Source organism: Candidatus Zymogenus saltonus, assembly GCA_016929395.1.
Lineage (GTDB): Bacteria > Desulfobacterota > Zymogenia > Zymogenales > Zymogenaceae > Zymogenus > Zymogenus saltonus.
On record JAFGIX010000050.1, the window covers coordinates 1 to 24,443 of the forward strand.

Here is a 24,443-nt window from a genome sequence, read left to right on the forward strand (position 1 = left end):
ATCGTAAAAAAGGAAAATAGATCGATAAAAACAGAACTACATCGTACAATAAAAGTCTTTATAATGATTATCCCGACAGGCTCCTAGAGAATATTGTAATGTGGAAATTTCGAGAGACGAAACAGCCGTTCAATCCCTGTCAAATATAAATCCTCCCCATTTCTCTAAAACAAATAAAAACCGACCGCTCCCCCCCTAAATCCCCATCAGCCTCGCTATAATCTCCTTCATCACCTCGGTGGTGCCGCCGGCGATGCTGACGGCCCTCAAGTCCGAGTAAAGCCGCGCCACCTCGTACTCCGCCATGTAGCCGTAGCCGCCGTGGAGCTGCGTGGCGGTGTAGGCGGCCTTGTTTACCATCTCGCCCGCGCTCGCCTTGTACATCGATATCTCCTTGGTCACGTCGTCACCCTTGGTGTATCTCAGGGCGCAATGGTAACCGAGGGCGCGGTTGAGCTCTATCTCCGTCGCCATGTCGACCAGCTTGTGCCTGATCACCTGGAACTTGGAGATCGGCCTCTTGAAGGCCACCCGCTCCTTGGTATACTCGATCGTCTTTTCGAGGATGTACTGGGCGGTCTCGACGCAGATCAAACCGGCGATCAGCCGCTCCATCTGGAAGTTCTTCATGATGGCGTAAAATCCCTGCCCCTCCTCCCCCAGGAGGTTTTCCGCGGGGACCTCGACGTCCTCGAAGAATATCTCGGCGGTGTCGGAGGCGTGCCCGCCGATCTTCTCCAGCTTGTTTGCTGTGACGCCCTTCCTGTCTTTTTCGATTACGATCAGCGATATCCCGCTGTGGGCTGGCTCCGCCTTCGGGTCGGTCTTTACGGCCGTTACCAGGAGGTCGCCGTAGTACCCGTTGGAGATGAAGGTCTTCTGACCGTTCACTATATACTTGTCGCCCTTCTTTTCGGCCTTTGTGGCAATCGCCGCGACGTCGGAGCCGGTGCCCGGCTCGGTTACCGCTATGGCGCAGACCGCCTCCCCCGTGGTGCATGGGGTCAGCCACTTGAGCTTCTGCTCGTGCGTCCCCAGGAGGTTGATGTATGTGGTGGACATGTCGTTGTGCCCGCAGACCCCGACGCCGAATCCGGGGGAGCCGCAGCGGGCCACCTCCTCGGCCATCACCACGCGAAAGAGGTCATCCGCCCCAACGCCCCCGTATTCGGGGTCGTAGCAGAATCCCAGAAATCCCATCTTTCCCATCTCGAGCCAGATCGAGCGGGGGCTCTGCCGCTTTTCGGCCCACTCCTCCGCGAAGGGGAAGACCTTATCGGCAAAAAATTTCCTGAGCTGATCCCTGAACAGCTCGTGCTCTTCCGAGAAAATTTCGTACTTCATCTCAAATCCTCTTTTCAAGAAATTCCGTTCAAAAACCGATACATTTCAACAATTTTTTATAGAGAAAAAGTGGGAATAAGCTATCAAATTTGGCGTGAAAATGGAAGAAAAAATTAGATTTTCGGGAGATTTTTTAAGGCGGGTAAGGAGAACAGTTGACCAAAAGCTTCCCGCGATTGCGGCCTGTCCTTCAAGCTCCATCCCTGTGGTAATTACTTCGTATCGACCCGATATTCGGGCGGTACCTCCGGTCTCTTGCGCCAGTCGGCGTCGACCGCGTCGAGGCTCGATATCGCCGCCTCCCTCACCGACTCGTCCGGGTCTGCGAGTAGGGGCAAAAGCTCCTCCAGAAGCCACGGCTGACCCCTCGCGACCGATACGACGCAGTATGCGGCGGCCCTCCTGACCTCCGGGCTCTCGTCCTTTAGCGCCCTTCTGACGGCCGGGGCGGCTTCGGGATCGCCCAGGCTCATCATCCCGAAGACGGCGCTCTCCCTGACGCCGCTGTCTTTGTCTCCGGCGGCCTTGAGCAGGACCGGAAGGACCCTCTTGGTTCCGTACTCCCCCACCATGATGACGGCAAGGCGCCGGGTCACCGGATTTGGATTGTCGACGTCTTTGAGGTACCACATGGTCCTGATGGGCCTGTTGAAGATCATGGTGAGAAGGGCGATCCCTATCAGTGACAAGAGCGTTACAAGCACCGCCCTTTTTATACGGCTCGGCTTCCCGCCGGCAAAGAGCGCAAGGATAAGGGCGATCAGCATCAACAGGGCGACGGGAAGTCCCACCACCACAATGACGGGAAGGGCGATCATCCCTTCGGGCCACCCCCCTGAGCCCGCCCATCGGGCGATAATACAGGAGACGGCGATATACAGGGCTAGGGCGGCTAAAATGACTGCTCCCCTCTTCGGCCGGCTCTCAATCCGCCATGAAAAAAAGACGCCCGCCAGTCCCCCGGCGGTAACTATAAAAAAAAGGATTATCGAGATAAATTCCTTCGCCATCTTGGAATCCAGTAAAAAAATGATTAAAGGGTGTTCACGTCATCAGAAAAAAACCGCCTTCAGAACCCGGCGCGAGGTCGGTGTGCCGAAATCAGTCGAACTTCGTCATCTTGGCGATCACCACGATCCCCCCCTTGGTAACGTCGAAGGCCTTTTCGTCCTCCGCCCTGGAAAACCCGATCTCCATCCCGTCCGGTATCGTGACGTTTTTGTCTATGATCACCTTTTTCAGCCTCGCCCCGCTCCCTATCTTGACCCTGTCCATGATGATCGACTCTTCGATCTCGCTCCCCTCGTAGATGGAGACGTTTCTTCCTATTACGGAGTTTATAACCCTGGAGCCGATGATCAGATCCCCGCCGGAGACGATCGAGTTTTGAATCCCTTCCCCGTCTGTGCCGGCCGATATTATCTTTGCCGGGGGGGTCGGCGGCTCGTAGGTGTAGATAGGCCACTTGCGGTTCAACAGGGAGAACTCGGGGTCCCTGGAGATAAGGTCCATGTGCGCCTCCCAGTAGGCCTCGATCGTACCTACGTCCCGCCAGTAGGCGGGCCTTCCCGTTACCTCGTCTACGAAGGGGAACGCGTAGACCTTATCCCTGTCTATCATGGCCGGGATGACATTTTTGCCGAAGTCGTGGGAGCTTCCGGAGCGTTTCGCGTCCTCCACAATCCGCTTTACCATCTTCTCGGTGTTGAAGACGTATATCCCCATGGAGGCGAGAATGAGATTTGGATCGGACGGCATGGTCTCCGGCGTTTCAGGCTTCTCCTGAAATCCGATGATCCTGTAGTTTTTATCCACCACCATAACGCCGAACTGTCTGGAGAGCTCCTTCGGCATGGGTATGGCGCCCACGGTGAGGTCGGCGTTCTTCGCGTTGTGGAAGTCGATGAGGTTCCTGTAGTCCATCCGGTAGACGTGATCCCCCGAGAGTATCAGCGTCATATCCGGCCTCTCCTGCTCGAGGGTGTAGATGTTTTGATAAACCGCGTCGGCCGTCCCCCGGTACCACTCCTCGCTGACGCGCTGCTGGGCGGGGATGATGTCCACGTACTCACCCATCTGACTGGAGAAGAAATTCCAGCCGTGTTGGATGTGCCTGTCTAATGAAAAGGATTTGTATTGGGTGAGGATTACGATCCTGCGAAGGCCCGAGTTTGCGCAGTTTGACAGGGTGAAGTCGATAATCCTGTAGTTGGCGCCGAAGGGGACGCCCGGCTTGGCCCTGTCCCGCGTCAAGGGATAGAGCCTCTCCCCCTTACCCCCGGCGAGGACCATGGCCAGTATCTTCACCTGTCACCCCCTATCAATCAGGCGGTTTTCCCAAGAATCTCGGCGACCTTATCCTTGAGCTCGGAAATATCCGATGACTTCACTATATAGGCGTCGGCCCCCCAGCTTCTGAAATCGTCCCTGTAGGATGAATAAGCTGAATTAAGAATTATGGGGATATTTTTCTCCTTCGCTATTATCTTGCCCAGCGCCTCGATCCCGTCCATCTCCGGCATTCGAATATCCATTATGATAAGATCGGGAGAGAAAGACTTGAGCTTTTCTATACATTCCTTGCCGTTTTTGGCGATCTCAACTTCATAGCCTTCCTCTGTAAAATCCTCTTCGTAGAGGAGACATATATTCTCATCGTCGTCAACAATTAGGAGCTTTGGCATATCGACCTCCCCTCTTTGACTCTATGTTCAAACTCGATCTTATATCAAACTTCAATCACGAAAGCTTCAATCATGCGCGATATTCGATTTCGATACGGTTACAATTCTACCAAGATGATGGCGCCCTGTCAATAATATTACAATAGATAATGATATTACAAATCGTATCTTATCGGGTCATTTATTTTTGACATTTCCGTAGCAAGGATGTTAAAATAAAAAAAATTCCAAGCGATGGAAGGGAGGTGTTTCCATGATCGGAAATTCCGTAGACGGTGGTTCCGCTAATGAGAGCAGAAAACATCCGCGAGAGAAGGTAAAGATAAGGGTGAACTACAAGACCGTTGACAGGTTCAAGGAGGAATACACAGAAAACATCAGCCACGGCGGAATATTCATCAAGTCTACAAGGCCCCTTCCAATGCACCTGAAGGTAAAGGTATCCCTCTCCATCCCCAAGTGGGAAGAGCCTGTAACGATGATGTCCGAGGTAGTCAGGAGGGTGACGGAGGAAGACGCCAGGAAGAGCGGCCTTAATCCGGGCTTTGCCCTTCAGTTTTTGGACTTCGATGAGAAGAAGAAGGAGCTGGACGAGTTTATAAAGAGCATATCAGGGGTGGTGGCCGCGGATGAAAGGACGGTCATTCAGCTGGGGGAGCCGCCCGAAGATTTCTCCGATGAGGGAGAGGACTCCGAAACGGACATCGACGAGGCCTCGCGGGAGATCACGATGCAGAGGGTGAGGAAGATGTCGATGAACGAAAAGATGATGCTGGCGCCCAAGGGGGACAAGCTCGAGAGGGCGGCGCTTCTGAAAGACCTGAATCCCTCCGTGGCCCGCCTCATCATCAGGAACCCGAGGATAACCGACCAGGAGATCAACCGCATAGCAAAAGACGTGGGCACCCCCGCCGACGTCCTCGACGCGATAGGCAAAAACAGGAAGTGGATACAGAACCTCGAGATAAAAAACTCCATCGTCAGAAACCCGAGAACCCCCTCCCAGCTGGCCCTGAGGCAGCTTGCTCTCCTTTCCACCAAGGAGATCTCCCTTATCGCAAAGAGCCAGCACGTCAGGGACAACATAAAGAGGGAGGCAGTGAAGATCCTTACGCAGAGGAGGGAGAGGGGAGGGTAGCTCAAACGGTTCAAAATATTAAAATGGCGGTTATCGATGCCGATGTTCGTGGTCCAAAAACACAGGGGAAAGAGGCTCCACTACGACTTTCGCCTCGAGATGGAGGGCGTCCTGAAGTCCTGGGCGGTCCCGAAGGGGCCGTCCATGGATGGCTCCGTGAAAAGGCTCGCCGTCATGGTTGACGACCACGACGTGGTGTACGCCGACTACGAGGGGGTGATCCCTGATGGGATGTACGGCGCCGGCCCGGTGATGGTCTGGGACAGGGGCGACTACGAGAACCTGAAGCCGGACGGCTTCGAGAAGGGGAGGGTCGAGGTTTTATTGAAAGGGGAGAAGCTCAAGGGAAAGTTCGCCCTCGTAAAAATGAAGGCGAAGGGAAAGGGAGATACCGACAAGAACTGGCTCCTCATCAAGATGAAGGACGAGTTCGAGGACCGCGAGGTGGATATTCTGGATTCAGCCCCGGACTCGGTGAAGAGCGGAAGGAGCTTAGACGAGATCGGGGCGGAGGCGCCGACGGAGCCGCCGTGTGATGTGAGGGAGTAGGGAGTTTATAAATCTCTTTGAAAAATTTTCTCCAATTTCAATCTACGTTTTACTGGCTCAAGATTTGGCTGATCCCAATGGAAATCTTTAAAAATAGACTCGGCAATTTCAAGGGCATTTTCAATTTTACCAATATTCCACTCTAGAAGTCTTAAACTCTTTTTGTAATGTATTTCCGGCATTTTCGAGAAGTAATCAGCAGATAAATCATCCACATTTTCACCTGTGCATAATTTCCTGTCCAGAGTATTTCTTAATACAATATTCAATTCAATAAAATCAGTTTCGTCAAGAACATCGCAATAAAGTTTCGTTAGAAAAAATATTGATGCTGCTATTAGAAGTGTCGTAATATCAATATCCAATACTTTTGTTTCTTTATCTGTTTTTAAAAATTCATATATATTTTCTTTTTTAATAAAAAGACCACTTTGATATAATCTCCAAAAATATACTCTTTTATTCCCTAAAAAATCTTGGTAAGTATTGAAAGTTTGTAAATTATTTCCCATTTTACAAGTAGTATTTGGATAATTGATTTGTAAAAAAGGTCTACCTATGTAATCAATATCGGCCTTTTTTGATATATCAAGCAAGTTATCTTTTTCGATTAGAATCTCATCAAATTTTTCTGGGACAAGCCAGACTTCTCTATAGCCATAATACTCATCTTTAAATGTATTATTCTGATCAAAACTTTTTAAAGCATCGTTTATCTGTTCTTCAAATTTTTGTTGATCGGTATTTTTTCTTTCTCCCATTTCACCATGCTTAAAAAAAATGCTTATTTGTTCGAGAAGTTGTTCACTTCTATTTTTTATAGATAATTCTAAAATATTTCTTAAATCGTGTGATGAATTAATTGGTGCTGACTCATTGTTGTCAGTTCTTACATATAGAGTAGCTGATAATAGTACATCAGGGTAATTTTTTATGCAAATATGTGGAGTAGTTAAAAACTGTGGTATTTCCAAAATTACAAAGTCTCTATTTTCACTTTCTATTTTAACAACTTTTAAATTAATTGGTGGATCAGCATACTTTTGTACAAAATTATTTACCCTAGTACTTTCAAAACTTTTCGATTCTTCTTTAGTTACACCTATAAAATCAAAGCCATTGTCGATTTCCTTTACACCAATTACTATCCAACCACCGTTTGTATTTGCCATTGCAAGTATATCTTTAACAATTTCACAAGAAGCTTTTTTATCTTTTTCATCCCATTTTATAGGGGATTTGTAATCCAACTCCTTTGATTCATAACCCCTTCTTAAAATATTTTCAAAATGATTTAAAGACATTTATTACCCTGCAAAATTTAAGATATTAGTATTGAACTTCCCGCACCACCACTCATTAACAACAGAGATTACAAACCCTCCCCCCTAACTCACAATCAGCCCCGCGTAGCCCACAACGCTGCCGTAGTCGCCTGAGGTCTCGCCGGAGGTCTTGTAGTCGACGAGCTCCGCCTTCTTTGCGCCCAGCATAATCGCGGCCTTCAGCATCACCGTCACCGGAAGGACCCCGCACATGGTGATCCCCCTGCCGCGGACCGTCTCGTAAAGCCCCTCCGGGTCGAGGTCGAGGATGTGCTTGACGGCGTCCATATCCTTCTTCTTGGCGGTCTCGTGCGGCTCGTAGTGGGTCATGTCGGAGCTCGCCACGATGAGGACGTCATCATCAATCTCCCTGATCGCTGTGGCCAGATCCTCCCCCAGGGCCAGACACTCGCTTAAACTGAGGCGCCCCAGCGCCAGCGGAGTCAGGAGAAAGTCCTCCCGAATCGCCTGGACGAAGGGGAGCTGAACCTCAAGAGAGTGCTCCATCGCGTGGGCGGACTCGTCCTCTTTGACGATCTTAGATAAGGCTATCAGCTTTGCCGCGAGCTCGGTGTCAAGCGCAACGTCCCCCATCGGCATTGCCCACCTGCCGCTTGACATCACGGCGGCGTCGGTCCCCCTCCCCCGGTGGTTCGGTCCCATGATCAGAACCCTCCCGGGCACCTCGACGCGGCAGAAGACCTCCCCAGCCACCCGGCCGGAGTAGATATAGCCGGCGTGGGGGGAGACGATACCAAACGCCTTTACCGGCTTAACGCTTGAGTCGAAGTACGACTTTACCTCCCTTTCGAGCGCCGCCGGATTTGACGGATAGAACTGCCCTGAAACGGCCGGTTTTCTAATCATTTTCACCCCCCTAAAATCCAAATTCCTGATACTGACTATGGTACTGCAAAGGGAAAATCGATGCAAGGTGTATTTGCCCTCGACTATCTCTATGATATTCCTTGAGTTTTAATCTTAAGCCCGTCTCCAGCCAGGGAGTTTTTACTTGATTTTCCCCTGCCGTTAGAGTATGATACGCCTGTATGAAAAATTGTTCAAATGAATAAGTTTTCTAAAAAAGATTACATGATGACGAGAAGGTCGTTTCGTTTTATAGAGGCAGTTATTCTCTTTATCTTCGTTGGAGTCCTCCCCTGCTGCGGGTCTCCCGGAGAGACCCCGGAGCCGGACGTTCTGGAGAAATTCTCCGATGCGGAGCGCTGTTTCTCCGAAAAGAACTACACGGAGGCGGGAGAGCGCTATCAGAAGATAGTGGAGATCGAGCCGGGGCATTACAGGTCTCTCACGAGACTGGGCGAGATTTCCCTTCTGATGATCGAATACGACGACGCCCTTGCTTATTTCAAGGAGGCCCAGAAGCATGGAAAGGACTACCTTCCTGCCTACGAGGGGATGGCCCAGATATACATGGAAAGGGAAGAGTGGGAAAAGGCTATAGACACATATGAAGATATGCTCGACATCGACTCGGATAACCTCGATGCCATGGCAAAGATTGGAGAGATATATTATAAGGCGGGAAATACAAAGAAGGCGATGAGGTTCTTTGAAAAGGGACTCAAGATCAAGTCAAACCATTACGAATCCTGTTACAACATGGGGAAGATCAGCTTTGCCAACAAGGATTACAACGAGGCCCAGAAATACTTTCTGAACTCTCTGAAGTCAAAACCGAGGAGCTTTGAGGCGAACTACAATCTCGGCCTCACGTACTATCACCTGAACAGGTACGACGAGGCGATCGGTTTTTTCAGAAGGGCGGTGAAGATAGACCCCGACAGCGTTGAGACCTATTACGCGATGGGGCGCGCGCTGATGCTCACGGGAACCTACGACGAGGCCCAGGCGTGGTACAACAAGGCCCTGGAGCTCGAACCGGGGCTCTATCAGGCGTATGTGGATATCGGCATAATCCACAAGGAGACGGGGCTGTTCCTGGACGCAGAGGAGTATTTCAGAAAGGCGATCGAAATCAAGACCGATTGCTTCGAGGCGTACCTAAATCTCGGCCTCCTCTATCTTGATCAGGAAAAATTCAAGATGGCGGAGGATGCGCTCGCTAAGGCGGTCAGGATTCGACCGGAAGACACATCCGCCCTTAAGAGCCTGGGCATTGTCAGGATAAAGCTGGGGAAACCGGACAGTGCGGTCAGCGTGCTCAAGGATGCCATCAAGGTCTCCCCGGAGGACATCGACCTCCACATCAGCCTTGGCAACATATACTGCAGCGCCGGAAAATACAAGGAGGCCTTCGATTCGTTTGAAAATGCCCTATCCCTCGATCCCGAATCGGATAAGGCGTATATAGGGATCGGAGAGGTCTATCTCAAAAAAGGCGACAAGAAAAAGGCGGAGGAAGCCTTTATCAAGGCCTCCAAGGTCAATCCAAGGTCTTTTGAGACGTTTGTCAGCTTAGGCAGGTTGTACAGGGAGATGGAGGATTACGATAGGGCCAGGGAGGCCTTTCTTCGGGTAGTGGAGTTAAAGCCGGACCTGTATGAAATATATGTGGATATTGCGGAGATAAACCTCAATCAGAACAAGGATCTGAACGGCGCTCTCGTGATGGTCAATACAGCCCTCAAGGCCTATCACGGATACAGCAGGGGACATGAGATAAAGGGGAGGATACTCCTTTCCATGGGGAAAAAGGACGAGGCAAAAATGGAGCTCAATAAGGCCCTGAAAACCGATCCCGAAAACATCTCCGCCAAGAAATTTTTGGACTCCATTCAGGACAAGGGGAAGCCGGATGGGGAAGTTGATGGAGAAACGGAATCTGAAGGCGGGGACGAAACGGAGGCCGTAGAGGAGACCCCCGAAGTGGAAACCGGTAAAAAGCCCGGGGATAAGCCGAAGGAGACCGAAGGGAGCAAAGACTTAAAATTGAACGTTGAAAAATAGAGAGAAATAGTTTTAATTTTTTCAATATAAATGAAATTAAAGGGGGATCAGATAATGAAACGTACCAAGTTCTTTCTTATCTCGTTTTTAATCCTTTTTATCGCTTCCTGCGGACCGGAGATAATTCCAGTAAAGGGCGCCAACGGAATCGTGAATCTCGAATCGAAAAGCTCTACGCTGGATAGGGGAGGGATTGTAATCACGGTTGTGAGCGATGCCTGGAACTACGAGCCGATCGACGTTAAGTACAGTTTCACTCCGTTCCTCATCTCTGTACAAAACAAGACATCTAAGGATATTACAATTGGTACGGAGCACATCTTCATGTTTGATGACAACAGCATCCAGTACGGTGTTATCGAGGCGGAACATGTCGACAAGGCTGTCTACTCCACCCGGTCATATCCGCCGGTCATCTTTTACGGCGGGAACTACTACTATCGCTCATGGGGGGGGCTGGGTCTCGAGTTTGCGTACCCCTACGGGTACAGCCAGTATGACTCCAAGGTCATTCCGGTCGCCTTCAGGTTCGGCACGATACTCTCCGGGGCGACGGTCAAGGGCTTTGTCTACATGCAAAAGTACTCTTCGATGGCAAGGACGCTGAAACTCATTGTAAGTCCCGCTGCGGTCGATGGGGGCGAGCTCCCTCAGCTCGATTTCAACTTCGAAATCGTTGATTAGCAAAATCATGGGATATGTGTATTGGAGGGGGCAGAAGCGGGGGCAGTAGCCGATCCGTGTAGTCGACGCCGAAGCAGGGTTGGTTTTCGGGACGCCTTAAAATCGATTCGTGACCGGCAGGAAAGAGCGGATGGAGTACAAGGATATTATCGTCACCCGTGAGAACGGGACCGGGAAGATAATGCTTAATCGCCCCAGGGCGATGAACGCCCTCTCGATGAGGCTGAGGGACGAGCTGGAGGACTCCCTCTCTCGGCTCGGTTCCGACGACGAGGTATCGCTGATTATGATAACGGGCGGCCCGAAGAGCTTCTCCGCCGGCTTTGACCTCAAGGAAGCTGTGGATACGAATCTTAAGTCCTTTTTTCACCGGATCTTCGAGTACCACAGGGCGATATATACAGTCAAGAAATTTGTTATCACGGCGGTCTCAGGCGTTGCATTGGCAGGAGGATTCGACCTGGCGCTTGCCGGAGATATGATCTTGGCGTCGGAGAACGCCTCCTTCGGCCACGTCGAGGTCAATTTCGGCGTCAATCCGATCGTATATCCCTTGGCAAAGAAGATCGGCTCCGCCCGGGCCCAGGAGCTCTGCTCAACCGGGAGGATGATCACAGCTTCCGAGGCCAAAGAGATGGGGCTTGTAAACGAGGTTTACCCCCACGACGGTTTTGTGGAAGCGGCGGAAAGGAGGGCCGGGGAGATCGGCAGGGTGGGGGGCAGGACGCTCACGGCGATCAAGGAGGCGACGTTCAGGAATCTGAAAAAAGATGCTTCCAAGGTCCTGAAGTTCGAGTTCTCCCTCACATCCAGGCTGCTGGACAGGAAAGAGTTCCAAAATAGGATAGAGATATTTCTCAGACAATCGGGGATGATCAAGTAGGAATATGTTATTAAAGCCCGAGTGCAAATCGTGTATACTGAAGCAGGCCAAGACCGCCGCTGGGCTTTCGGGGGCAGGCAATGAGGATATTGCGAAGATCGTAGAGGAGGCCTCTATAACGATAGAGACCGCCCCGCCCGGGATCACGGCGCCGGAGCTCGCGGCGGTGATCTACAGGCGGATAAGGGAGTTCACCGGCGTTTCCGATCCCTACATCGAGATAAAGAGAAAAAGCCTTGAAAGCGCCATGTCGATATATCCCCTTATTGAAGAGAGGGTTATGGCCTCCAAGGACAGGCTGAAGGCGGCGCTGGTGGCCACAGCCGTGGGCAACATCATAGACTTCGGCATCCCCGACATATCTTTTTCGCCCCAGACCATCCTCGAAGAATTTGAAAATCTGACCTTTGCAATAGACGATTACGAAAAGTTGAGGGACGAGCTTTTCAAGGCGAAAAAAATCCTCTTTTTGGCTGACAACGCCGGCGAGATAGTTTTGGACAGGCTGTTTCTCTGGTGGGCGAGGGAGAATCTGGAGGGAAGGGTGATATTCGCCGTCAGGGGGGGTGCCGTCATCAACGACGCGACGAGGGAGGATGCGATCGCCTCCGGAATCGGGGAACTCGCGGAGATCATAGACACCGGGGCGGATATACCGGGGGCCGATCTGAAAACCGCCTCTGGGGAGTTCAGGAAGATTTTCGAGGAGTCGGACCTCATAGTCTCCAAGGGCCAGGGGAACTTCGAGGTGCTGGAGGGAGAGGACAAAAACATCTTCTTCATCCTGAAGGCAAAGTGTGACGCCGTGGCGGAGCATCTCTCCGTGAAAAAGGGCTCGCTGATCCTGTTGAAGAACTGAGCCGACGCCCCTCTCGGCGGGAAATCGGAACCGTAGGGGGGGTAGGCATAGAATCTTAATCGCACTCCATACAGTTTTTTAAAAAAGAGATATTCAACGGATAACCATCCAGGGGGAATAATAAATCATGTTTTACATGCTCTCCGAAGACGAGATAAGGGGGGGGAAGGTAACCGACGTCTACTTCATGAGGACAAAGGAGGTCCTCGACAAGATGGGGATCAAGAGAAGGGTCGTCGCCGAGGTTTTCGCAAAGTCGCTGCCGGCCGACTGGAAGTGGGCGGTCTTCTCCGGCCTCGAGGAGGTCATCGATCTCCTCTCCGCCCACGACGTAAAGGTCAGGAGCATCCCCGAGGGGACGATCTTTTATCCCGGCGAGCCGGTCCTCGAAATAGAGGGGGAGTACACCGATTTCGGGATCCACGAAACGGCGATCCTGGGCTTCATCTGCCAGGCCACGGGGATCGCCACGATGGCGGCCAGATGCAGGGTCGCGGCGGAAGACCGCCCGGTCATCTCGTTCGGGGCCAGGAGGATGCACCCTGCTATCGCCCCGATGATAGACAGGTCGGCCTTGATCGGGGGGCTTGACGGCGTAAGCTCGGTTGCCAGCGCAGAGAAGCTCAACGAGACCCCGGTAGGGACCATGCCCCACGCCCTCATCCTCATAATCGGCGACACCGTTCAGACCGCAAGGGCCTTTGACGAGATCATCGACAAGAAGGTAAACCGGATCGTCCTCATCGACACGTTCAACGATGAGAAGTTTGAGGCGGTAAACGTAGCCTCCGCCTTGAAGGAAAAACTCTTCGGGGTCAGGCTCGATACGCCCGGCTCCAGGAGGGGGGATTTCAAGGAGATACTGAGCGAGGTTCGCTGGGAGCTGAACACCAAGGGATTCTCCCACGTAAAGCTATTTGCCAGCGGCGGCCTCGACGAGTACTCGATAATGGATCTGAATCCTGTCTGCGACGCCTACGGCGTGGGAACCTCGATATCAAGCGCTGTTACGGTTGATTTCTCCTTCGACCTGGTAGAGATAGAGGGAAAGCCGGTCGGCAAGAGGGGAAAGAAGTCGGGGAGGAAAGACCTATTCAGGTGCGAGGAGTGCGGCATGCCGGTGGTCGTCCCCTTCGGCCATAGCCCGGAGAAGTGCGGCTGCGGGAGCCGCCTGACTCCTTTCTTCGAGACGATCACACCGAAAGAGGATATGAATAAGCTGCCCACAGTCCGGGAGATAAGGTCGAGGCTCCTCTCGCAGCTCTCGGGCTTCGGCCCGGAAGATCTGTAGCGGGATTATGTCGTGATTAGAAAAAAGGTTGGCGGTCGGGGGATTCTCGGTTAAGGGGGGGCAGGGGGATCAATCGAGGGGTCGATCAAGGGCGATATTGTATTTGGCGCATAGTTGATGGTTGACACATATCCGGCGCCTTTTCGTCATCATATTCATTTTACCGTTGTCGGCAATCCCTTGCCCTCAACAGAAACCCTTTGAGGCGGGGATCCCATTTCAGGTCAGGGATTCCGTTCCAGCCGGGAAATCCATTTCGGGTCAAAATGTCGTTAGGTCAATATGTCGTCGCATCGATATATCGTTAAATTATCGTTGACATGCCAACTCTATGTCTTCGGTAAGTCCGCCCCCGTCCCCTTTTACACATTCTGAAATTTGGTTATTTCGCTGTTTCACCGTTTTGGTATTGTCCCATTTTGTCGTTTCAATATCCCGCCCCTTCGTTTTTCTATTTAGCGGCTTTTTTTGATATAACGTCCTTGGCCTTGGGGATATCCCCGTCCTTCTTGATTGGGACGTAGTACTCGTTGACCCAGCCCATTTCCCTCTTCTTTTCGGTCTTGTCCCAGTCCAGCAGTTCCCCCATGACATCGGCGCACTTCTTCAGCGCCGCCTCCCCGGGATTGCCGACCGTGCCCAGGCCCGTCCGGCGAAAGACCACGTCGTCAAGGTGGAGGGCCATCTCGTCGGTCACGGCGTATGCCACCTGCGCCAGTATATCCGGTCGGTTTGGAGCGATCTTGTCTTTCAATCCCGGTTCGGTCTCGGTCTTTACCATAATCCTGCCGTGCTCCGTTCCGTACTGATGGATGAGATTTTCCACCACGTCTTTCGGGTATTCCCTTTTGTGTTTTTTTATCTCCTTGTTGAGGTAGCTATTGAAGGGCCCGGTCCCCCCGCCGTAGAGGGGGGTGGTGTCGGTGAGGCACTCCGGCGGTTCTTTCCCCAGCTTTTTGTAGGTCATATCCACAACCTGCCGGGCGAGATTTCTCGACGTGGTGTACTTCCCGCCGATCACCGTTATTATGCCCTTTATCTTGTCGTCCTTCTCGTGGTCGTATATCTCGTACTTTCTGGACGCGTCGTAGACGTCTATGTCTGTGTCCTTTTCCACGATCGGCCTCAACCCCCCGTAGAAATAGAGGACGTCCTTTCTTAAGAGCTTTGCCCCGGGGAGGTTTTCGTTCGTGTCCTCGATGAGCCCCGCAATGTCCGACTCGGAGACCTTGAAATGGTCAGGCTCGCCGTCGTAGGCCCTGTCCGTGGTGCCGATCAGGGAGTATCCCCGCCACGGTATTATGAAGAAGTGCCTTCCCGCCTTTGTCCTCAAAACCAGGCCGTAGTCCTTGAATATCTCCTTTGTCACGAGGTGAATTCCCTTGGAGCGGATGAGCCTCTTCTCCACTCCCTTTTTGTGGAGCATCCCGAGCGTGATGTCCCCCCACGGGCCCGTCACATTGGCGACCACCTTCCCGCTTATCTTGTATTCCTCTCCGCTCTCTTTGTCTCTCACCATAACGCCGTTTATCACGTTTCCCTTTCTCAGAATATCCCTCACCTCGGCGTAGTTGGCAACGTCCGCCCCGTAGTCGGTGGCCGACAGCATGAATTCGAGGACATGTCTCTCCGGCGTGTGCATCTGGCAGTCGTAATAGAGGGCGCCGCCGTTCAGATTCTTTGTCTCAAGGCCGGGGAAGAGCCTCTTTACCTTCCCCTCCCCCAGTATCTTGTGATTGGGTATCCTCTTGTCCGGGTCCTCCGTCTCCTCCTTGTCGTAGGCGAGGAGGTCGTAGACGGAGAGCGCCGCCTGCATGGGGAGCCTCCCCTCTATGCCGTGGCCGTAGAGGGGCACGATGAAGGGGATAGGAAAGACGAACTGGGGGGTTATCATGCTCATTATCCTTCGCTCGCTCAACGATTCCCTCACAAGTCCCAGCTCGAAGTTCTTGAGGTACCTCAGCCCCCCGTGGATCAGCTTGGACGTTGCGGAGCTGGTGGCGTTTGCGAAGTCGTCCTTTTCAAAGAGGGCCGCCTTGAGTCCCCTCAGGCTGGCGTCCCAGGCCACCGACGCCCCGGTAATGCCGCCGCCTATAATAATCAGGTCATATTTTTTTTCGGCCATGAGAGAAATATTCCGTTTCATAATATACTCCTTAAGATTACCTGTTCTTGCCTATAATAAGGACGTCGTTAATGTACTCGGCTTTCAAGTTGAAAATATCGAGCAGTAGGAAGAACGCCTGATCCCAGGGGACGCTTTTAAGCTTTATGGTAATCTTCCTCTTGACATCCCCCTTGATTACCATGTTGATTCCCGCACACTCCCCGAAGAGGAGAAGCACCTTCCTTATATCGGCGTTGTCCATTACGATGTCTATCTTCTTTCCGGTGAATGCCGGGTCGCCGCCCTCCTCGAGAGAAATCGAGAAACTTGGCACGGTGAAGACGATGGTGAGGAACGCCGCAATTCTTATGGTCCAGCGCTTCATCTTAAATATACCGAATTTTCCGATTCCATTTTACTCCGAAAACCGACCTTTTTCAAGGCAGAACTTGCCTTGTTTTCCCGTTTATTGTTAATAAAATCCGTTGAATTTTCATATTAAATGGTTATTTTTTAAACATAATTGTTGCACAGGCGGCAAATATGGTATAAAATTATTTTTCATTTTTTATAGTGGCAAGTGGCTGTATCTAGAAAAGGAGGAAAACAATGGCATACAAGATAACGGATGAATGCATCATGTGCGGTTCGTGTGAACCGGAATGTCCCGTTGAGGCGATAAGCGAGGGCGAGGACAAATACGTAATCGATCCAGATCTTTGTACCGATTGCGGTTCTTGTGCAGATGTATGCCCGACTGATGCATGTGTCCCGGAAGATTGAGTTAACACGGCTGGATGTTATATGTCCGGCCTTTCCCTTTTTTTCATTTTTATTTAGGTATGGGCTGACAAAATGACTACTATATCGGACGTATTTGCCCGCGAGATACTCGATTCTCGGGGAAATCCAACAATCGAGGTGGATGTTCATCTGGAATCGGGGGTGATGGGAAGGGCGTCGGTTCCTTCGGGGGCCTCCACGGGAGAGCACGAGGCCGTGGAGCTGAGGGACGGCGATAAAGGCCGGTATCTCGGCAAGGGAGTCATAAACGCCAGGGATAACGTTATAAATATCATCGCACCGGAGATCATAGGGATGAACTCCCTGGATCAGATAAGTGTGGATAAAAAGCTAATCGAGCTTGACGGGACGGAGAATAAATCGAAGCTGGGGGCCAACGCCATTATGGGCGTTTCCTCGGCCACCGCGAAGGCGGCGGCGAACGCCCTTTACCTTCCGCTGTTCCGCTACCTCGGCGGCGTGAGCGCAAAGCTCCTTCCGGTTCCTATGATGAATATCCTGAACGGCGGAAAGCACGCCGACAACAACGTCGACATACAGGAGTTCATGATCTTTCCCCTGGGTGCCGACTCTTTCTCAAGCGCGCTTATGATGGGAACCGAGGTCTTCCACAATCTGAAGTCGGTACTCAAGGATAAGGGACTCGCAACGAGCGTGGGTGATGAGGGGGGGTTCGCCCCGAACCTCGGCAGCAACGAGGAGGCGCTGGAGCTGATAGTGACGGCTATAAAGAAGGCGGGATACAAGCCCGGAGAGGAGGTGGCGATCGCCCTGGACCCCGCGGCGAGCGAGTTTTTTGTCAATGGTAAATACGTGCTTAAGGCGGAAAACAAGGAGCTCGACTCGTCCGGAATGGTCGACTACTACGAGGGGCTGATAAAAAAATATCCGATCGTATCTATCGAGGACGGCCTTTCTGAGGACGACTGGGACGGCTTTTGCGAGATGACCGGGCGTCTCGGAGACAGGGTTCAGATCGTGGGGGACGACCTTTACGTAACGAACACCAAGAGGCTGAAGAAGGGTATCGAGGCCGGGGCCACAAACTCGATCTTGATCAAGATAAACCAGATAGGCACCCTGACCGAGACCTTCTCCGCCATAGAGATGGCCAAGAGGGCCGGATTTACGGCGGTGGTCTCGCACCGCTCCGGGGAGACCGAAGACACCGTTATCGCCGATCTTACAGTGGCGGCAAACACGGGCCAGATAAAGACGGGCTCCGCATCGAGGACCGACAGGATAGCGAAGTACAATCAGCTCTTGAGGATAGAGGAGAATCTTGGAGACTCAAGCGAATTCATCGGCAAAGATGTCTTCTACAACCTGAAGAAGAAGCCTTAGAGCACATTAAATTTGGGCCTATGCAAGCCGCTACGTTGGAAGATTTAAAAAGATATAAGTTTAAGATCAGATCCAGGGTCAGGATGTCCCAGACCGACATCGAAGGGATCGTAAACAATATAAGGTACTTCGATTTCATAGAGATCGGACGCTTCGAGTATTTCAGGGACCTCGGGATCAGCTACGGAAAGCTTAAGGAATTCGGCACCGGAATGGCCCTGGCTGATATCTCCTGCAGTTTTTTGGCGCCCCTTTACTTCGACGAGGAGATCGATATCTACGTAAAGGTGGGTTACCTCGGGGATTCGAGCTTCCACATCAACTACCTGATCTTTGTTCCGGGGAGGAGATCTCTTGTGGCGGAGGGAAGGACCGTCTCCGTCTTTATCAATCCGAAAACCCGCAGGCCCGATAAAATGCCCGAGGAATTCAAGAGGATGATCTTGGATTTCGAGGGCCCCGATAACGTAAAGACAAAGGGATAACATCCAGTTTTATTCTAGTGATTACCATGTGGCTGTACAAAATAATAATCGTCAATGACAAAATTACCGACAATATCGAGGAGTATATAGGGCAGGGTTGGGAGGTCACCGCCGTAAACTTTCACCCCACGGGTTCCAGTTCCCGCTACGGACCCTACTTCAGGATGAGGCTCTCGTTCGACGAGCCGTCGTGATGACCCCCCTGTATGCGCCGTCCTGAAAAATCCAATGGACATCCATTAGATAGAGGAAAGACCGGGACTTGTTAAAAGGCGGTTTGATAAATACTTCACTCTTTGAATCATGGACGGCAAGCCGTTCAATCTTATTCACGACAAGCCGTTCAAATATATTCACTGTAAGTCGTTCAAATATATTCACAGTAAGCCATTCAAATATATTCACGGCCGGCCGTTCAATTTATTACGGACAACAATGGGAGCGGGACCTGTTTGGGATGACCGCTTGATTCCGTCTTTATATCAGGGGATAACAAAAAAGTGAGCGTTTCACCACAATTGAACCCCATCCGTGTTCTCTATATGGAAGACGATGAGGGCCTGGCCAGTCTGATCAAGAAAAAGCTCTTGAGAGAAAATTTTGAAATAGACATCGCCGTAAACGGCGAAGACGGCCTTGCCATGCTTGAAAGAAAATCTTACGATATAGTTGCGATTGACTACGACATTCCCATTTATAACGGACTCGAAGTTATTCAGGCCATGTCGAATATCGAAAATCCCCCCCCTGCCATTATGATTACTGGAGAGGGGAGTGAAGATCTCGCCGTGGAGGCGATGAAGCTCGGGGTGGGGGATTACGTCGTAAAGGATTTCAATGGAAGATATATTGAGCTTATTCCAACGGTAATAAAAAGGGTATTGAAACAACATAAGCTGGCCATTGAGAAGAAGATGGCCGACGAGGCCCTGAAAAGGGCCAAGGACAACCTTGAGCTGAAGGTGAAGGAGAGAACCAAGGAGCTGAACAGGGCCAACAGGGATCTCATCAAGGAGCTGAACGAGAGGATCGAGACCGAGAAGAAGTTAAGGGAGTCGGAGAAGAGACTCCGATTTCTATCTTCCCAGCTGATGACGGCCCAGGAGCGGGAGAGGAAGAGGATAGCCCAGGAGCTTCACGACAGCATCGGCCAATACCTTACTACGATAAAATTGAGGGTCAGGCAGGTTTATGACAATATCTCCGATCCAAATAAAGTTTCTATATTGGAATCGCTCGATACGATAACCACGATCGTGCAGGATACGATCGGGGAGGTCAGAAAGATAGTGATGGATTTGAGGCCCTCCATATTGGACGATCTCGGAATTCAGGCGACCATCAGGTGGTTCTGCCGCGAGTTTAAGATTACCAATTCCAACATAGAAATTACAGAAGAAATTGATATAGAGGAGGAGGAGCTTCTGGACGATTTGAAGATCGTCATGTACAGGATCATTCAGGAAGCATTGAACAACGTTGCAAAACACAGCAAGGCGGATCATATTTCCTTGAGTCTCTTCAGAAAAACGGGTTTTGTGGTCCTGAAAATCGAGGATAACGGCATCGGCCTGGATATAGATCGAGTCATGTCTCAGGATGATTCCTGGGTTCATTTCGGCCTTGCCGGAATGAAGGAGAGGACCGAGTTGTCGGGAGGCTCGTTTTCCATCGAGTCGGACAAGGGTGCCGGAACCGTCATCACGGCCAGGTGGCCCCTTTGATCAAGTCCATATAAAACAAGGTAAGTCCGACACAACGGCCTTGGTTCATAAAGCTATCAGAGTTTGAGATTTCAACCGCGAATATATCAAAAAAGCTGGGGGCCGGCTATCCAACGGCCCTTTAATCCAAAAGCCTCGTCAGGCGCTGCACAGCGACGGCGGCATCGCAAATCCGACTTAAGGGTTAGGCGGGAGCCGGTGATTCATACTTTAACGGATGGCGCAGGGTGAGGCAGGGAAGCCGGGAGGAGGGGCGGCCGGAAGAGTCCCTGTTTTCGGTATCTTGGAGCGAAAAGGGGAGATCGCCGCCGGGGTCGTCCCCAATGTCTCCGCAGAGATATTGTCGGGGCTTATCGTCGAGAAGGGGCAAAGGGGGAAAAATAGTCTATACCGACGGATTTAGAAACTGTTTCCCATTGATGTTATGTGGGTACAGGCATCTAACAATTGTCTAAAAACTTTTCTTTAGGCAGAGGTTTATATCAAATGGGTTTGGGGCAACGACGTTTAGGGGCTCCGGTCTTTTGCCGGGGCCGGTTAATAGAAAAACACGTAGTCTCAAACATAAATTCTCTAATTAGTTGAGGGGATTTAAAGAGACGTGGTTTTGTTATAATAATCGCCGCGGTGATATTTTTGAAATTATTGAAATTGCGCTTTCTTATCTGACCAATTTGGCGAGTATCCGCTTACAATTCCCCGGGGAATATTAAAATAGTAATAATAGCCTCTATTGACCGGCAAGCTCGGGTGGCAATCCCTACTCCGAGATGAGTCCCCTCTCGATTGCGAAGGCCGTCAGAGACTGCACGTTGTGGATGTCCAATTTCTTCATAAGATTCGCCCTGTGCTTCTCAACGGTCTTTGCGCTTATGAAAAGGAGATTTGCAATCTCCTTATTCTTGTAACCCTCGGCGATCAATTTCAGTATCTCCCGCTCCCTCTGGGTCAAGGTCTCCCAGGACGTGTCGGTCTTTATGCTCTTTTTTCCTTCAAGGTATCCCTCTATTACCTTCTTTGAGACGCTGGGGGAGAGAAATGATTTCCCCTCCAGGACGGTCTTTATGGCGAGAAAAAGCTCTTTGTGGTCGGCGTCTTTTAGTATGTAACCGTTCGCGCCCGCCCTCAAGGCCTCCAGTATATATTCCTCCATGTTGTGAATCGTCAAAACGAGGATCTTAGTTTCGGGACATCTCTTTTTGATCTCGACGATGGCGCTCATTCCACTCATCTTCGGCATGGACAGGTCCATAAGGACCAAATCCGGCCTGACATCGTTCACGGAACGAATGGCCTCGGCGCCGTCCTTGGCCTCGCCGGCTATCTCGAATTCGGGATGGGATGATATAAGGGCCTTTAGACCCTCTCTCAGGATCGTGTGGTCTTCGGCTATGACAATTCTCGTTTTCTGGGGCATAAATACTGCTTTTCCCCCATAAAAATAAAGTCATTACCCTATTTATCATATTGGAATTAGATAGTAAAGTTAAAAGTATAGTGAATATATAGATAGTATTTTAAGTAAAATACTTGGAAAAAGCATTTTATCGGCCTTTTCATCGATAAAATGGAGTTGTGTGAATTTGTGTCTTCATCGGTCATGTTTTTCGGTATACGTCATATATTTTCTAATTTCGGGAGTGAGCTGTGGAATTTGACGATAAATTAAAGGCGTTGATAGTTGAAGATCACTCCGCCCAGAGGAAGTCGATAAGGGAAATGTTGTTGGGACTTTTTCCATTTATGGTTGTGATGGAGGCAAAAGACGGCAAAGGCGCCCTTCTGAGCGTCGACGCCCACATCCCCGACCTCATATTTATGGATATAAAGCTCCCGGATGGAAATGGTCTCGACCTCACAAAGCTGATTAAAAAAGAGCATCCCCAGACGAGAATTGCGATCATAACGAATCATAATTTGCCGGAATACAGGGAGGCGGCTTTGAAGTGCGGCGGAGATCTATTTATCCCGAAGGATTCGATGAACGGTGAAAGTATAAAGGGTCTGGTTGAAGAGATCTTGTTGAGAAAGGAATTGGATTCCGGAAAGTTGGGGAGATGACTTTGAAACATACACATTTGATGGAAGTCTTTCTTTGCGCACCCCGTTATTCGCAGGCAAAATTTGGGGTTGTGTTTGGTAAATCTCACGATAGACAGCTGCTGTCTTACGGCTATTGATTAGGAACTTTTCCTCAGAGCAATTACGATGATAGACGAAAAAAGGACAAAGGCGGATTTAATTAGTGAATTAAGGGAGCTTCGCCTTAAGGTGCAAAGCTATGAGACGAGGAACGCCGAACAGGGCGATGCGGGAAGCGAAGCGGCGGGCGGAGGCGAGGATAAATTTAAGATACTATTTAACAGCGTTGAGGATGCCATCTTCGTCCACGGAATTAACGATGAGGGGATGCCTGAAAATTTCATCGAGGTAAATGAAATGGCGGTCAAGAGGTATGGGTACACCAGACAGGAGCTTTTGAACATGTCCCCATTGGAGATTGACGCCCCCGAGATTTTATCAGATATTTCCAAGAAGGTAAGCACAGTCATGGCTAAGGGAAGCGCCAACTTCGAGAGTCTGCATGTGGCGAAGGACGGCACGAAGATCCCCGTCGATGTAAAGGCGAGACTTTTTGATTATGAGGGTAAAAAGGCGATCATTTCCATAGGCAGAGATATTACCGAAAGGATCGAATCGGCGAAGATGATAGTAGAGCAGAACGAATTTTTGAAAAATCTAATCGAATCCATACCCCATCCCCTGTACGTTATTGACGTCGACGATTGTAAGGTAAAGATCGCAAATTCGGCGGCGAGAGATGAAGAACACTTCGATTTGAATACGTGCTTAAAAAAGATCCAAGGATTGGATTTTTCCTGCAAAGCCGAGGGTGATATGTGTCCTGTTGAAATAGTCAGGGAGAAGGGGGGGCCGATCGTTGCGGAACACATTTTTAAGGACAAGTCCGGCAAGGATAGATATTGTGAGGTTACCAGTTATCCGATTTTTCACGGCGACGGAAAACTCTCTCAGGTAGTGGAATACACAATCGACGTAACCGACAGGAAGATGGTGGAAGAAGAGTTGAAGCGTTATGCCAACGAGCTTGAAAAGGCAAACGAGGACGTCAAGAACTTCTCTTATATAGTTTCTCACGATCTGAAGGGACCTCTAATAAACATCAAGGGCTATAGTGAAAAGATTGGTTCGGCCAATAGGGAGATCCACGATCTCTTGATCCCATTTTTTGGAAAACTCAGCAGGCGGGAGGTGGAAAGGATATTGACCATACTGAACGATGAAGTACCCAAGTACATGGACTTTATCGATTCGTCTATAGGGCGTATCAGCGGCCTTATAAGCGCGATTTTGAGACTCTCGCGCTTGGGCAGGAGGGAGTTGATTTTTTCCACTGTGGAGATGAATAAGGTAGTGGATTCTTCTCTCATGAACTTGGCTCATAAGATAGAGGAACAGGGGATAAAGGTAAAAATTGGGGAGCTGCACAACGTTGTAGCTGACAAAACCTCGATGCAGATAATCATAGAAAACCTCCTTACGAACGCGGTTAATTACTTGTGCCCGAAAAGAAGGGGCGAGATTGAAATCGGGTCGTTTGGGGAAATGTATGAAACAACCTTTTATATAAAGGACAACGGGGTTGGTATCGATAAGAAGGATATGGGGAGAATTTTCAATGTTTTTCAGAGGGCTGGGAAACAGGACATCCCGGGGGAGGGGATGGGGTTGGCATACGTTAGGACACTTGTCGAACGTCACAATGGAAGAATTTGGTGTGAGTCTAAAGTCGATGAGGGGTCGATATTCAAATTCACCATTTCAAGACGTTTAGAGAAAATAATGAAAGCGGACAATTAAGTCCAATTAAACATCTTTTTGGGTATTGTCCCAAAGACAAAACTACTCTCTATTCGGGATTATTTGAAAGGGATTTGAAGGGAAAGGACCTTTAGGAGATATTAGATCAATAACAGATTTGTTGATAAAACAACAAACCGGAGAATAAGGTTTACGGTGATGGAGTTCAGATGGAGTAAAAATATTGTGCTCCCTGAAGTTTCAGGAGTCTACGGACAAAAGATGCGTTTCTCTTCCGGTGCAATTAAACACCGAAGCATCAATGAAAAGAGGCAATCGTAATAAACTCCGGGTATAAATAGGGAAGATTTCAACATGAAAGAAAATAATAAAAAGGAAACATATTCAGATTACGAGAGGCCTGTTCGAGTCTTATATTTCGAGGATAACGAAGCCCTGGCTTATCTGA

Annotated in this window: 24 protein-coding genes; 15 read left to right on the top strand and 9 right to left on the bottom strand. The window is 50.2% G+C overall.

The window, feature by feature from the left end; translation table 11 throughout:
- Positions 1-195: 195 nt before the first annotated feature.
- From JW984_09835 to JW984_09850, 4 genes are all read right to left on the bottom strand, one after another.
- Entirely contained in the window at positions 196-1,344 is a 1,149-nt protein-coding gene (locus tag JW984_09835; protein MBN1573481.1) for an acyl-CoA dehydrogenase family protein, read from the bottom strand.
- Between the two features lie 212 nt (positions 1,345-1,556).
- Entirely contained in the window at positions 1,557-2,354 is a 798-nt protein-coding gene (locus tag JW984_09840) for a HEAT repeat domain-containing protein (GenBank protein ID MBN1573482.1), read from the bottom strand.
- 91 nt (positions 2,355-2,445) lie between these two features.
- Positions 2,446-3,636, bottom strand: coding sequence for a glucose-1-phosphate adenylyltransferase (gene glgC / locus JW984_09845; GenBank protein ID MBN1573483.1), 1,191 nt, complete (start codon positions 3,634-3,636; stop codon positions 2,446-2,448).
- 32 nt (positions 3,637-3,668) lie between these two features.
- A complete protein-coding gene (locus tag JW984_09850; GenBank protein ID MBN1573484.1) occupies positions 3,669-4,028 on the bottom strand; it encodes a response regulator in 360 nt (119 codons plus the stop codon).
- A gap of 253 nt (positions 4,029-4,281) precedes the next feature.
- Between JW984_09850 and JW984_09855 the strand changes: the two genes are divergently transcribed.
- Both JW984_09855 and JW984_09860 read left to right on the top strand, forming a co-directional pair.
- Positions 4,282-5,166 (top strand): PilZ domain-containing protein, encoded by an 885-nt coding sequence (locus tag JW984_09855; protein ID MBN1573485.1) that lies wholly within the window; start codon positions 4,282-4,284, stop codon positions 5,164-5,166.
- A gap of 36 nt (positions 5,167-5,202) precedes the next feature.
- Positions 5,203-5,715: a DNA ligase gene (locus tag JW984_09860; protein MBN1573486.1), complete on the top strand. Its 513-nt coding sequence runs from the start codon at positions 5,203-5,205 to the stop codon at positions 5,713-5,715.
- A 5-nt stretch (positions 5,716-5,720) separates the two neighbouring features.
- Here the strand turns inward: JW984_09860 and JW984_09865 are convergent, their stop codons facing one another.
- Together JW984_09865 and amrB are read right to left on the bottom strand one after the other, a co-directional pair.
- Positions 5,721-7,019, bottom strand: a complete 1,299-nt coding sequence (locus JW984_09865) for an ATP-binding protein (GenBank protein ID MBN1573487.1) — start codon at positions 7,017-7,019, stop codon at positions 5,721-5,723.
- 84 nt (positions 7,020-7,103) lie between these two features.
- On the bottom strand, positions 7,104-7,907 hold the full coding sequence (gene amrB, locus JW984_09870) for an AmmeMemoRadiSam system protein B (protein ID MBN1573488.1): 804 nt from the start codon (positions 7,905-7,907) through the stop codon (positions 7,104-7,106).
- A 198-nt stretch (positions 7,908-8,105) separates the two neighbouring features.
- Between amrB and JW984_09875 the strand changes: the two genes are divergently transcribed.
- The 5 genes from JW984_09875 (at position 8,106) to JW984_09895 (ending at position 13,688) form a co-directional block, all read left to right on the top strand.
- Complete coding sequence (locus tag JW984_09875) at positions 8,106-9,971, top strand: tetratricopeptide repeat protein (GenBank protein ID MBN1573489.1); 1,866 nt, start codon at positions 8,106-8,108, stop codon at positions 9,969-9,971.
- 54 nt (positions 9,972-10,025) lie between these two features.
- On the top strand, positions 10,026-10,655 hold the full coding sequence (locus JW984_09880) for a hypothetical protein (protein ID MBN1573490.1): 630 nt from the start codon (positions 10,026-10,028) through the stop codon (positions 10,653-10,655).
- A 130-nt stretch (positions 10,656-10,785) separates the two neighbouring features.
- The gene (locus tag JW984_09885; GenBank protein MBN1573491.1) at positions 10,786-11,538 is read left to right on the top strand and encodes an enoyl-CoA hydratase/isomerase family protein; all 753 of its coding nucleotides are present in this window, start codon (positions 10,786-10,788) and stop codon (positions 11,536-11,538) included.
- 4 nt (positions 11,539-11,542) lie between these two features.
- Complete coding sequence (locus JW984_09890) at positions 11,543-12,397, top strand: DUF89 family protein (GenBank protein MBN1573492.1); 855 nt, start codon at positions 11,543-11,545, stop codon at positions 12,395-12,397.
- A 127-nt stretch (positions 12,398-12,524) separates the two neighbouring features.
- Entirely contained in the window at positions 12,525-13,688 is a 1,164-nt protein-coding gene (locus tag JW984_09895; GenBank protein MBN1573493.1) for a nicotinate phosphoribosyltransferase, read from the top strand.
- Positions 13,689-14,139: 451 nt separating this feature from the next.
- On the opposite strand, the gene JW984_09900 is transcribed toward JW984_09895, so the two are convergent.
- Together JW984_09900 and JW984_09905 are read right to left on the bottom strand one after the other, a co-directional pair.
- Complete coding sequence (locus tag JW984_09900) at positions 14,140-15,834, bottom strand: glycerol-3-phosphate dehydrogenase/oxidase (GenBank protein MBN1573494.1); 1,695 nt, start codon at positions 15,832-15,834, stop codon at positions 14,140-14,142.
- Positions 15,835-15,850: 16 nt separating this feature from the next.
- Complete coding sequence (locus JW984_09905; GenBank protein MBN1573495.1) at positions 15,851-16,180, bottom strand: hypothetical protein; 330 nt, start codon at positions 16,178-16,180, stop codon at positions 15,851-15,853.
- Positions 16,181-16,404: 224 nt separating this feature from the next.
- Here JW984_09905 and JW984_09910 point away from each other — a divergent pair, with 224 nt between their 5' ends.
- The 6 genes from JW984_09910 to JW984_09935 all read left to right on the top strand — a co-directional run bounded on the left by JW984_09910 (position 16,405) and on the right by JW984_09935 (position 20,555).
- Complete coding sequence (locus tag JW984_09910) at positions 16,405-16,578, top strand: 4Fe-4S binding protein (GenBank protein ID MBN1573496.1); 174 nt, start codon at positions 16,405-16,407, stop codon at positions 16,576-16,578.
- Positions 16,579-16,650: 72 nt separating this feature from the next.
- Positions 16,651-17,943, top strand: a complete 1,293-nt coding sequence (gene eno / locus JW984_09915) for a phosphopyruvate hydratase (protein ID MBN1573497.1) — start codon at positions 16,651-16,653, stop codon at positions 17,941-17,943.
- A 35-nt stretch (positions 17,944-17,978) separates the two neighbouring features.
- The gene (locus tag JW984_09920) at positions 17,979-18,428 is read left to right on the top strand and encodes an acyl-CoA thioesterase (GenBank protein ID MBN1573498.1); all 450 of its coding nucleotides are present in this window, start codon (positions 17,979-17,981) and stop codon (positions 18,426-18,428) included.
- A gap of 26 nt (positions 18,429-18,454) precedes the next feature.
- Positions 18,455-18,622 (top strand): hypothetical protein, encoded by a 168-nt coding sequence (locus JW984_09925; protein MBN1573499.1) that lies wholly within the window; start codon positions 18,455-18,457, stop codon positions 18,620-18,622.
- A 348-nt stretch (positions 18,623-18,970) separates the two neighbouring features.
- Entirely contained in the window at positions 18,971-20,152 is a 1,182-nt protein-coding gene (locus JW984_09930) for a response regulator (GenBank protein ID MBN1573500.1), read from the top strand.
- A 217-nt stretch (positions 20,153-20,369) separates the two neighbouring features.
- Positions 20,370-20,555, top strand: coding sequence for a hypothetical protein (locus tag JW984_09935; protein ID MBN1573501.1), 186 nt, complete (start codon positions 20,370-20,372; stop codon positions 20,553-20,555).
- Positions 20,556-20,912: 357 nt separating this feature from the next.
- Here the strand turns inward: JW984_09935 and JW984_09940 are convergent, their stop codons facing one another.
- A complete protein-coding gene (locus tag JW984_09940) occupies positions 20,913-21,569 on the bottom strand; it encodes a response regulator transcription factor (protein MBN1573502.1) in 657 nt (218 codons plus the stop codon).
- Positions 21,570-21,799: 230 nt separating this feature from the next.
- On the opposite strand from JW984_09940, the gene JW984_09945 reads away from it, so the two are divergent.
- Together JW984_09945 and JW984_09950 are read left to right on the top strand one after the other, a co-directional pair.
- On the top strand, positions 21,800-22,213 hold the full coding sequence (locus tag JW984_09945) for a response regulator transcription factor (GenBank protein MBN1573503.1): 414 nt from the start codon (positions 21,800-21,802) through the stop codon (positions 22,211-22,213).
- A gap of 147 nt (positions 22,214-22,360) precedes the next feature.
- Entirely contained in the window at positions 22,361-24,034 is a 1,674-nt protein-coding gene (locus JW984_09950) for a PAS domain S-box protein (GenBank protein MBN1573504.1), read from the top strand.
- The last annotated feature ends 409 nt before the right edge of the window (positions 24,035-24,443 follow it).

Coding starts and splice junctions, on each gene's coding strand:
- JW984_09835 (MBN1573481.1), bottom strand. CDS start 1,344: ATGAAGTACGAAATTTTCTCGGAAGAGCACGAGCTGTTCAGGGATCAG.
- JW984_09840 (MBN1573482.1), bottom strand. CDS start 2,354: ATGGCGAAGGAATTTATCTCGATAATCCTTTTTTTTATAGTTACCGCC.
- glgC (MBN1573483.1), bottom strand. CDS start 3,636: ATGGTCCTCGCCGGGGGTAAGGGGGAGAGGCTCTATCCCTTGACGCGG.
- JW984_09850 (MBN1573484.1), bottom strand. CDS start 4,028: ATGCCAAAGCTCCTAATTGTTGACGACGATGAGAATATATGTCTCCTC.
- JW984_09855 (MBN1573485.1), top strand. CDS start 4,282: ATGATCGGAAATTCCGTAGACGGTGGTTCCGCTAATGAGAGCAGAAAA.
- JW984_09860 (MBN1573486.1), top strand. CDS start 5,203: ATGCCGATGTTCGTGGTCCAAAAACACAGGGGAAAGAGGCTCCACTAC.
- JW984_09865 (MBN1573487.1), bottom strand. CDS start 7,019: ATGTCTTTAAATCATTTTGAAAATATTTTAAGAAGGGGTTATGAATCA.
- amrB (MBN1573488.1), bottom strand. CDS start 7,907: ATGATTAGAAAACCGGCCGTTTCAGGGCAGTTCTATCCGTCAAATCCG.
- JW984_09875 (MBN1573489.1), top strand. CDS start 8,106: ATGAATAAGTTTTCTAAAAAAGATTACATGATGACGAGAAGGTCGTTT.
- JW984_09880 (MBN1573490.1), top strand. CDS start 10,026: ATGAAACGTACCAAGTTCTTTCTTATCTCGTTTTTAATCCTTTTTATC.
- JW984_09885 (MBN1573491.1), top strand. CDS start 10,786: ATGGAGTACAAGGATATTATCGTCACCCGTGAGAACGGGACCGGGAAG.
- JW984_09890 (MBN1573492.1), top strand. CDS start 11,543: ATGTTATTAAAGCCCGAGTGCAAATCGTGTATACTGAAGCAGGCCAAG.
- JW984_09895 (MBN1573493.1), top strand. CDS start 12,525: ATGTTTTACATGCTCTCCGAAGACGAGATAAGGGGGGGGAAGGTAACC.
- JW984_09900 (MBN1573494.1), bottom strand. CDS start 15,834: ATGAAACGGAATATTTCTCTCATGGCCGAAAAAAAATATGACCTGATT.
- JW984_09905 (MBN1573495.1), bottom strand. CDS start 16,180: ATGAAGCGCTGGACCATAAGAATTGCGGCGTTCCTCACCATCGTCTTC.
- JW984_09910 (MBN1573496.1), top strand. CDS start 16,405: ATGGCATACAAGATAACGGATGAATGCATCATGTGCGGTTCGTGTGAA.
- eno (MBN1573497.1), top strand. CDS start 16,651: ATGACTACTATATCGGACGTATTTGCCCGCGAGATACTCGATTCTCGG.
- JW984_09925 (MBN1573499.1), top strand. CDS start 18,455: ATGTGGCTGTACAAAATAATAATCGTCAATGACAAAATTACCGACAAT.
- JW984_09930 (MBN1573500.1), top strand. CDS start 18,971: ATGGAAGACGATGAGGGCCTGGCCAGTCTGATCAAGAAAAAGCTCTTG.
- JW984_09935 (MBN1573501.1), top strand. CDS start 20,370: ATGGCGCAGGGTGAGGCAGGGAAGCCGGGAGGAGGGGCGGCCGGAAGA.
- JW984_09940 (MBN1573502.1), bottom strand. CDS start 21,569: ATGCCCCAGAAAACGAGAATTGTCATAGCCGAAGACCACACGATCCTG.
- JW984_09950 (MBN1573504.1), top strand. CDS start 22,361: ATGATAGACGAAAAAAGGACAAAGGCGGATTTAATTAGTGAATTAAGG.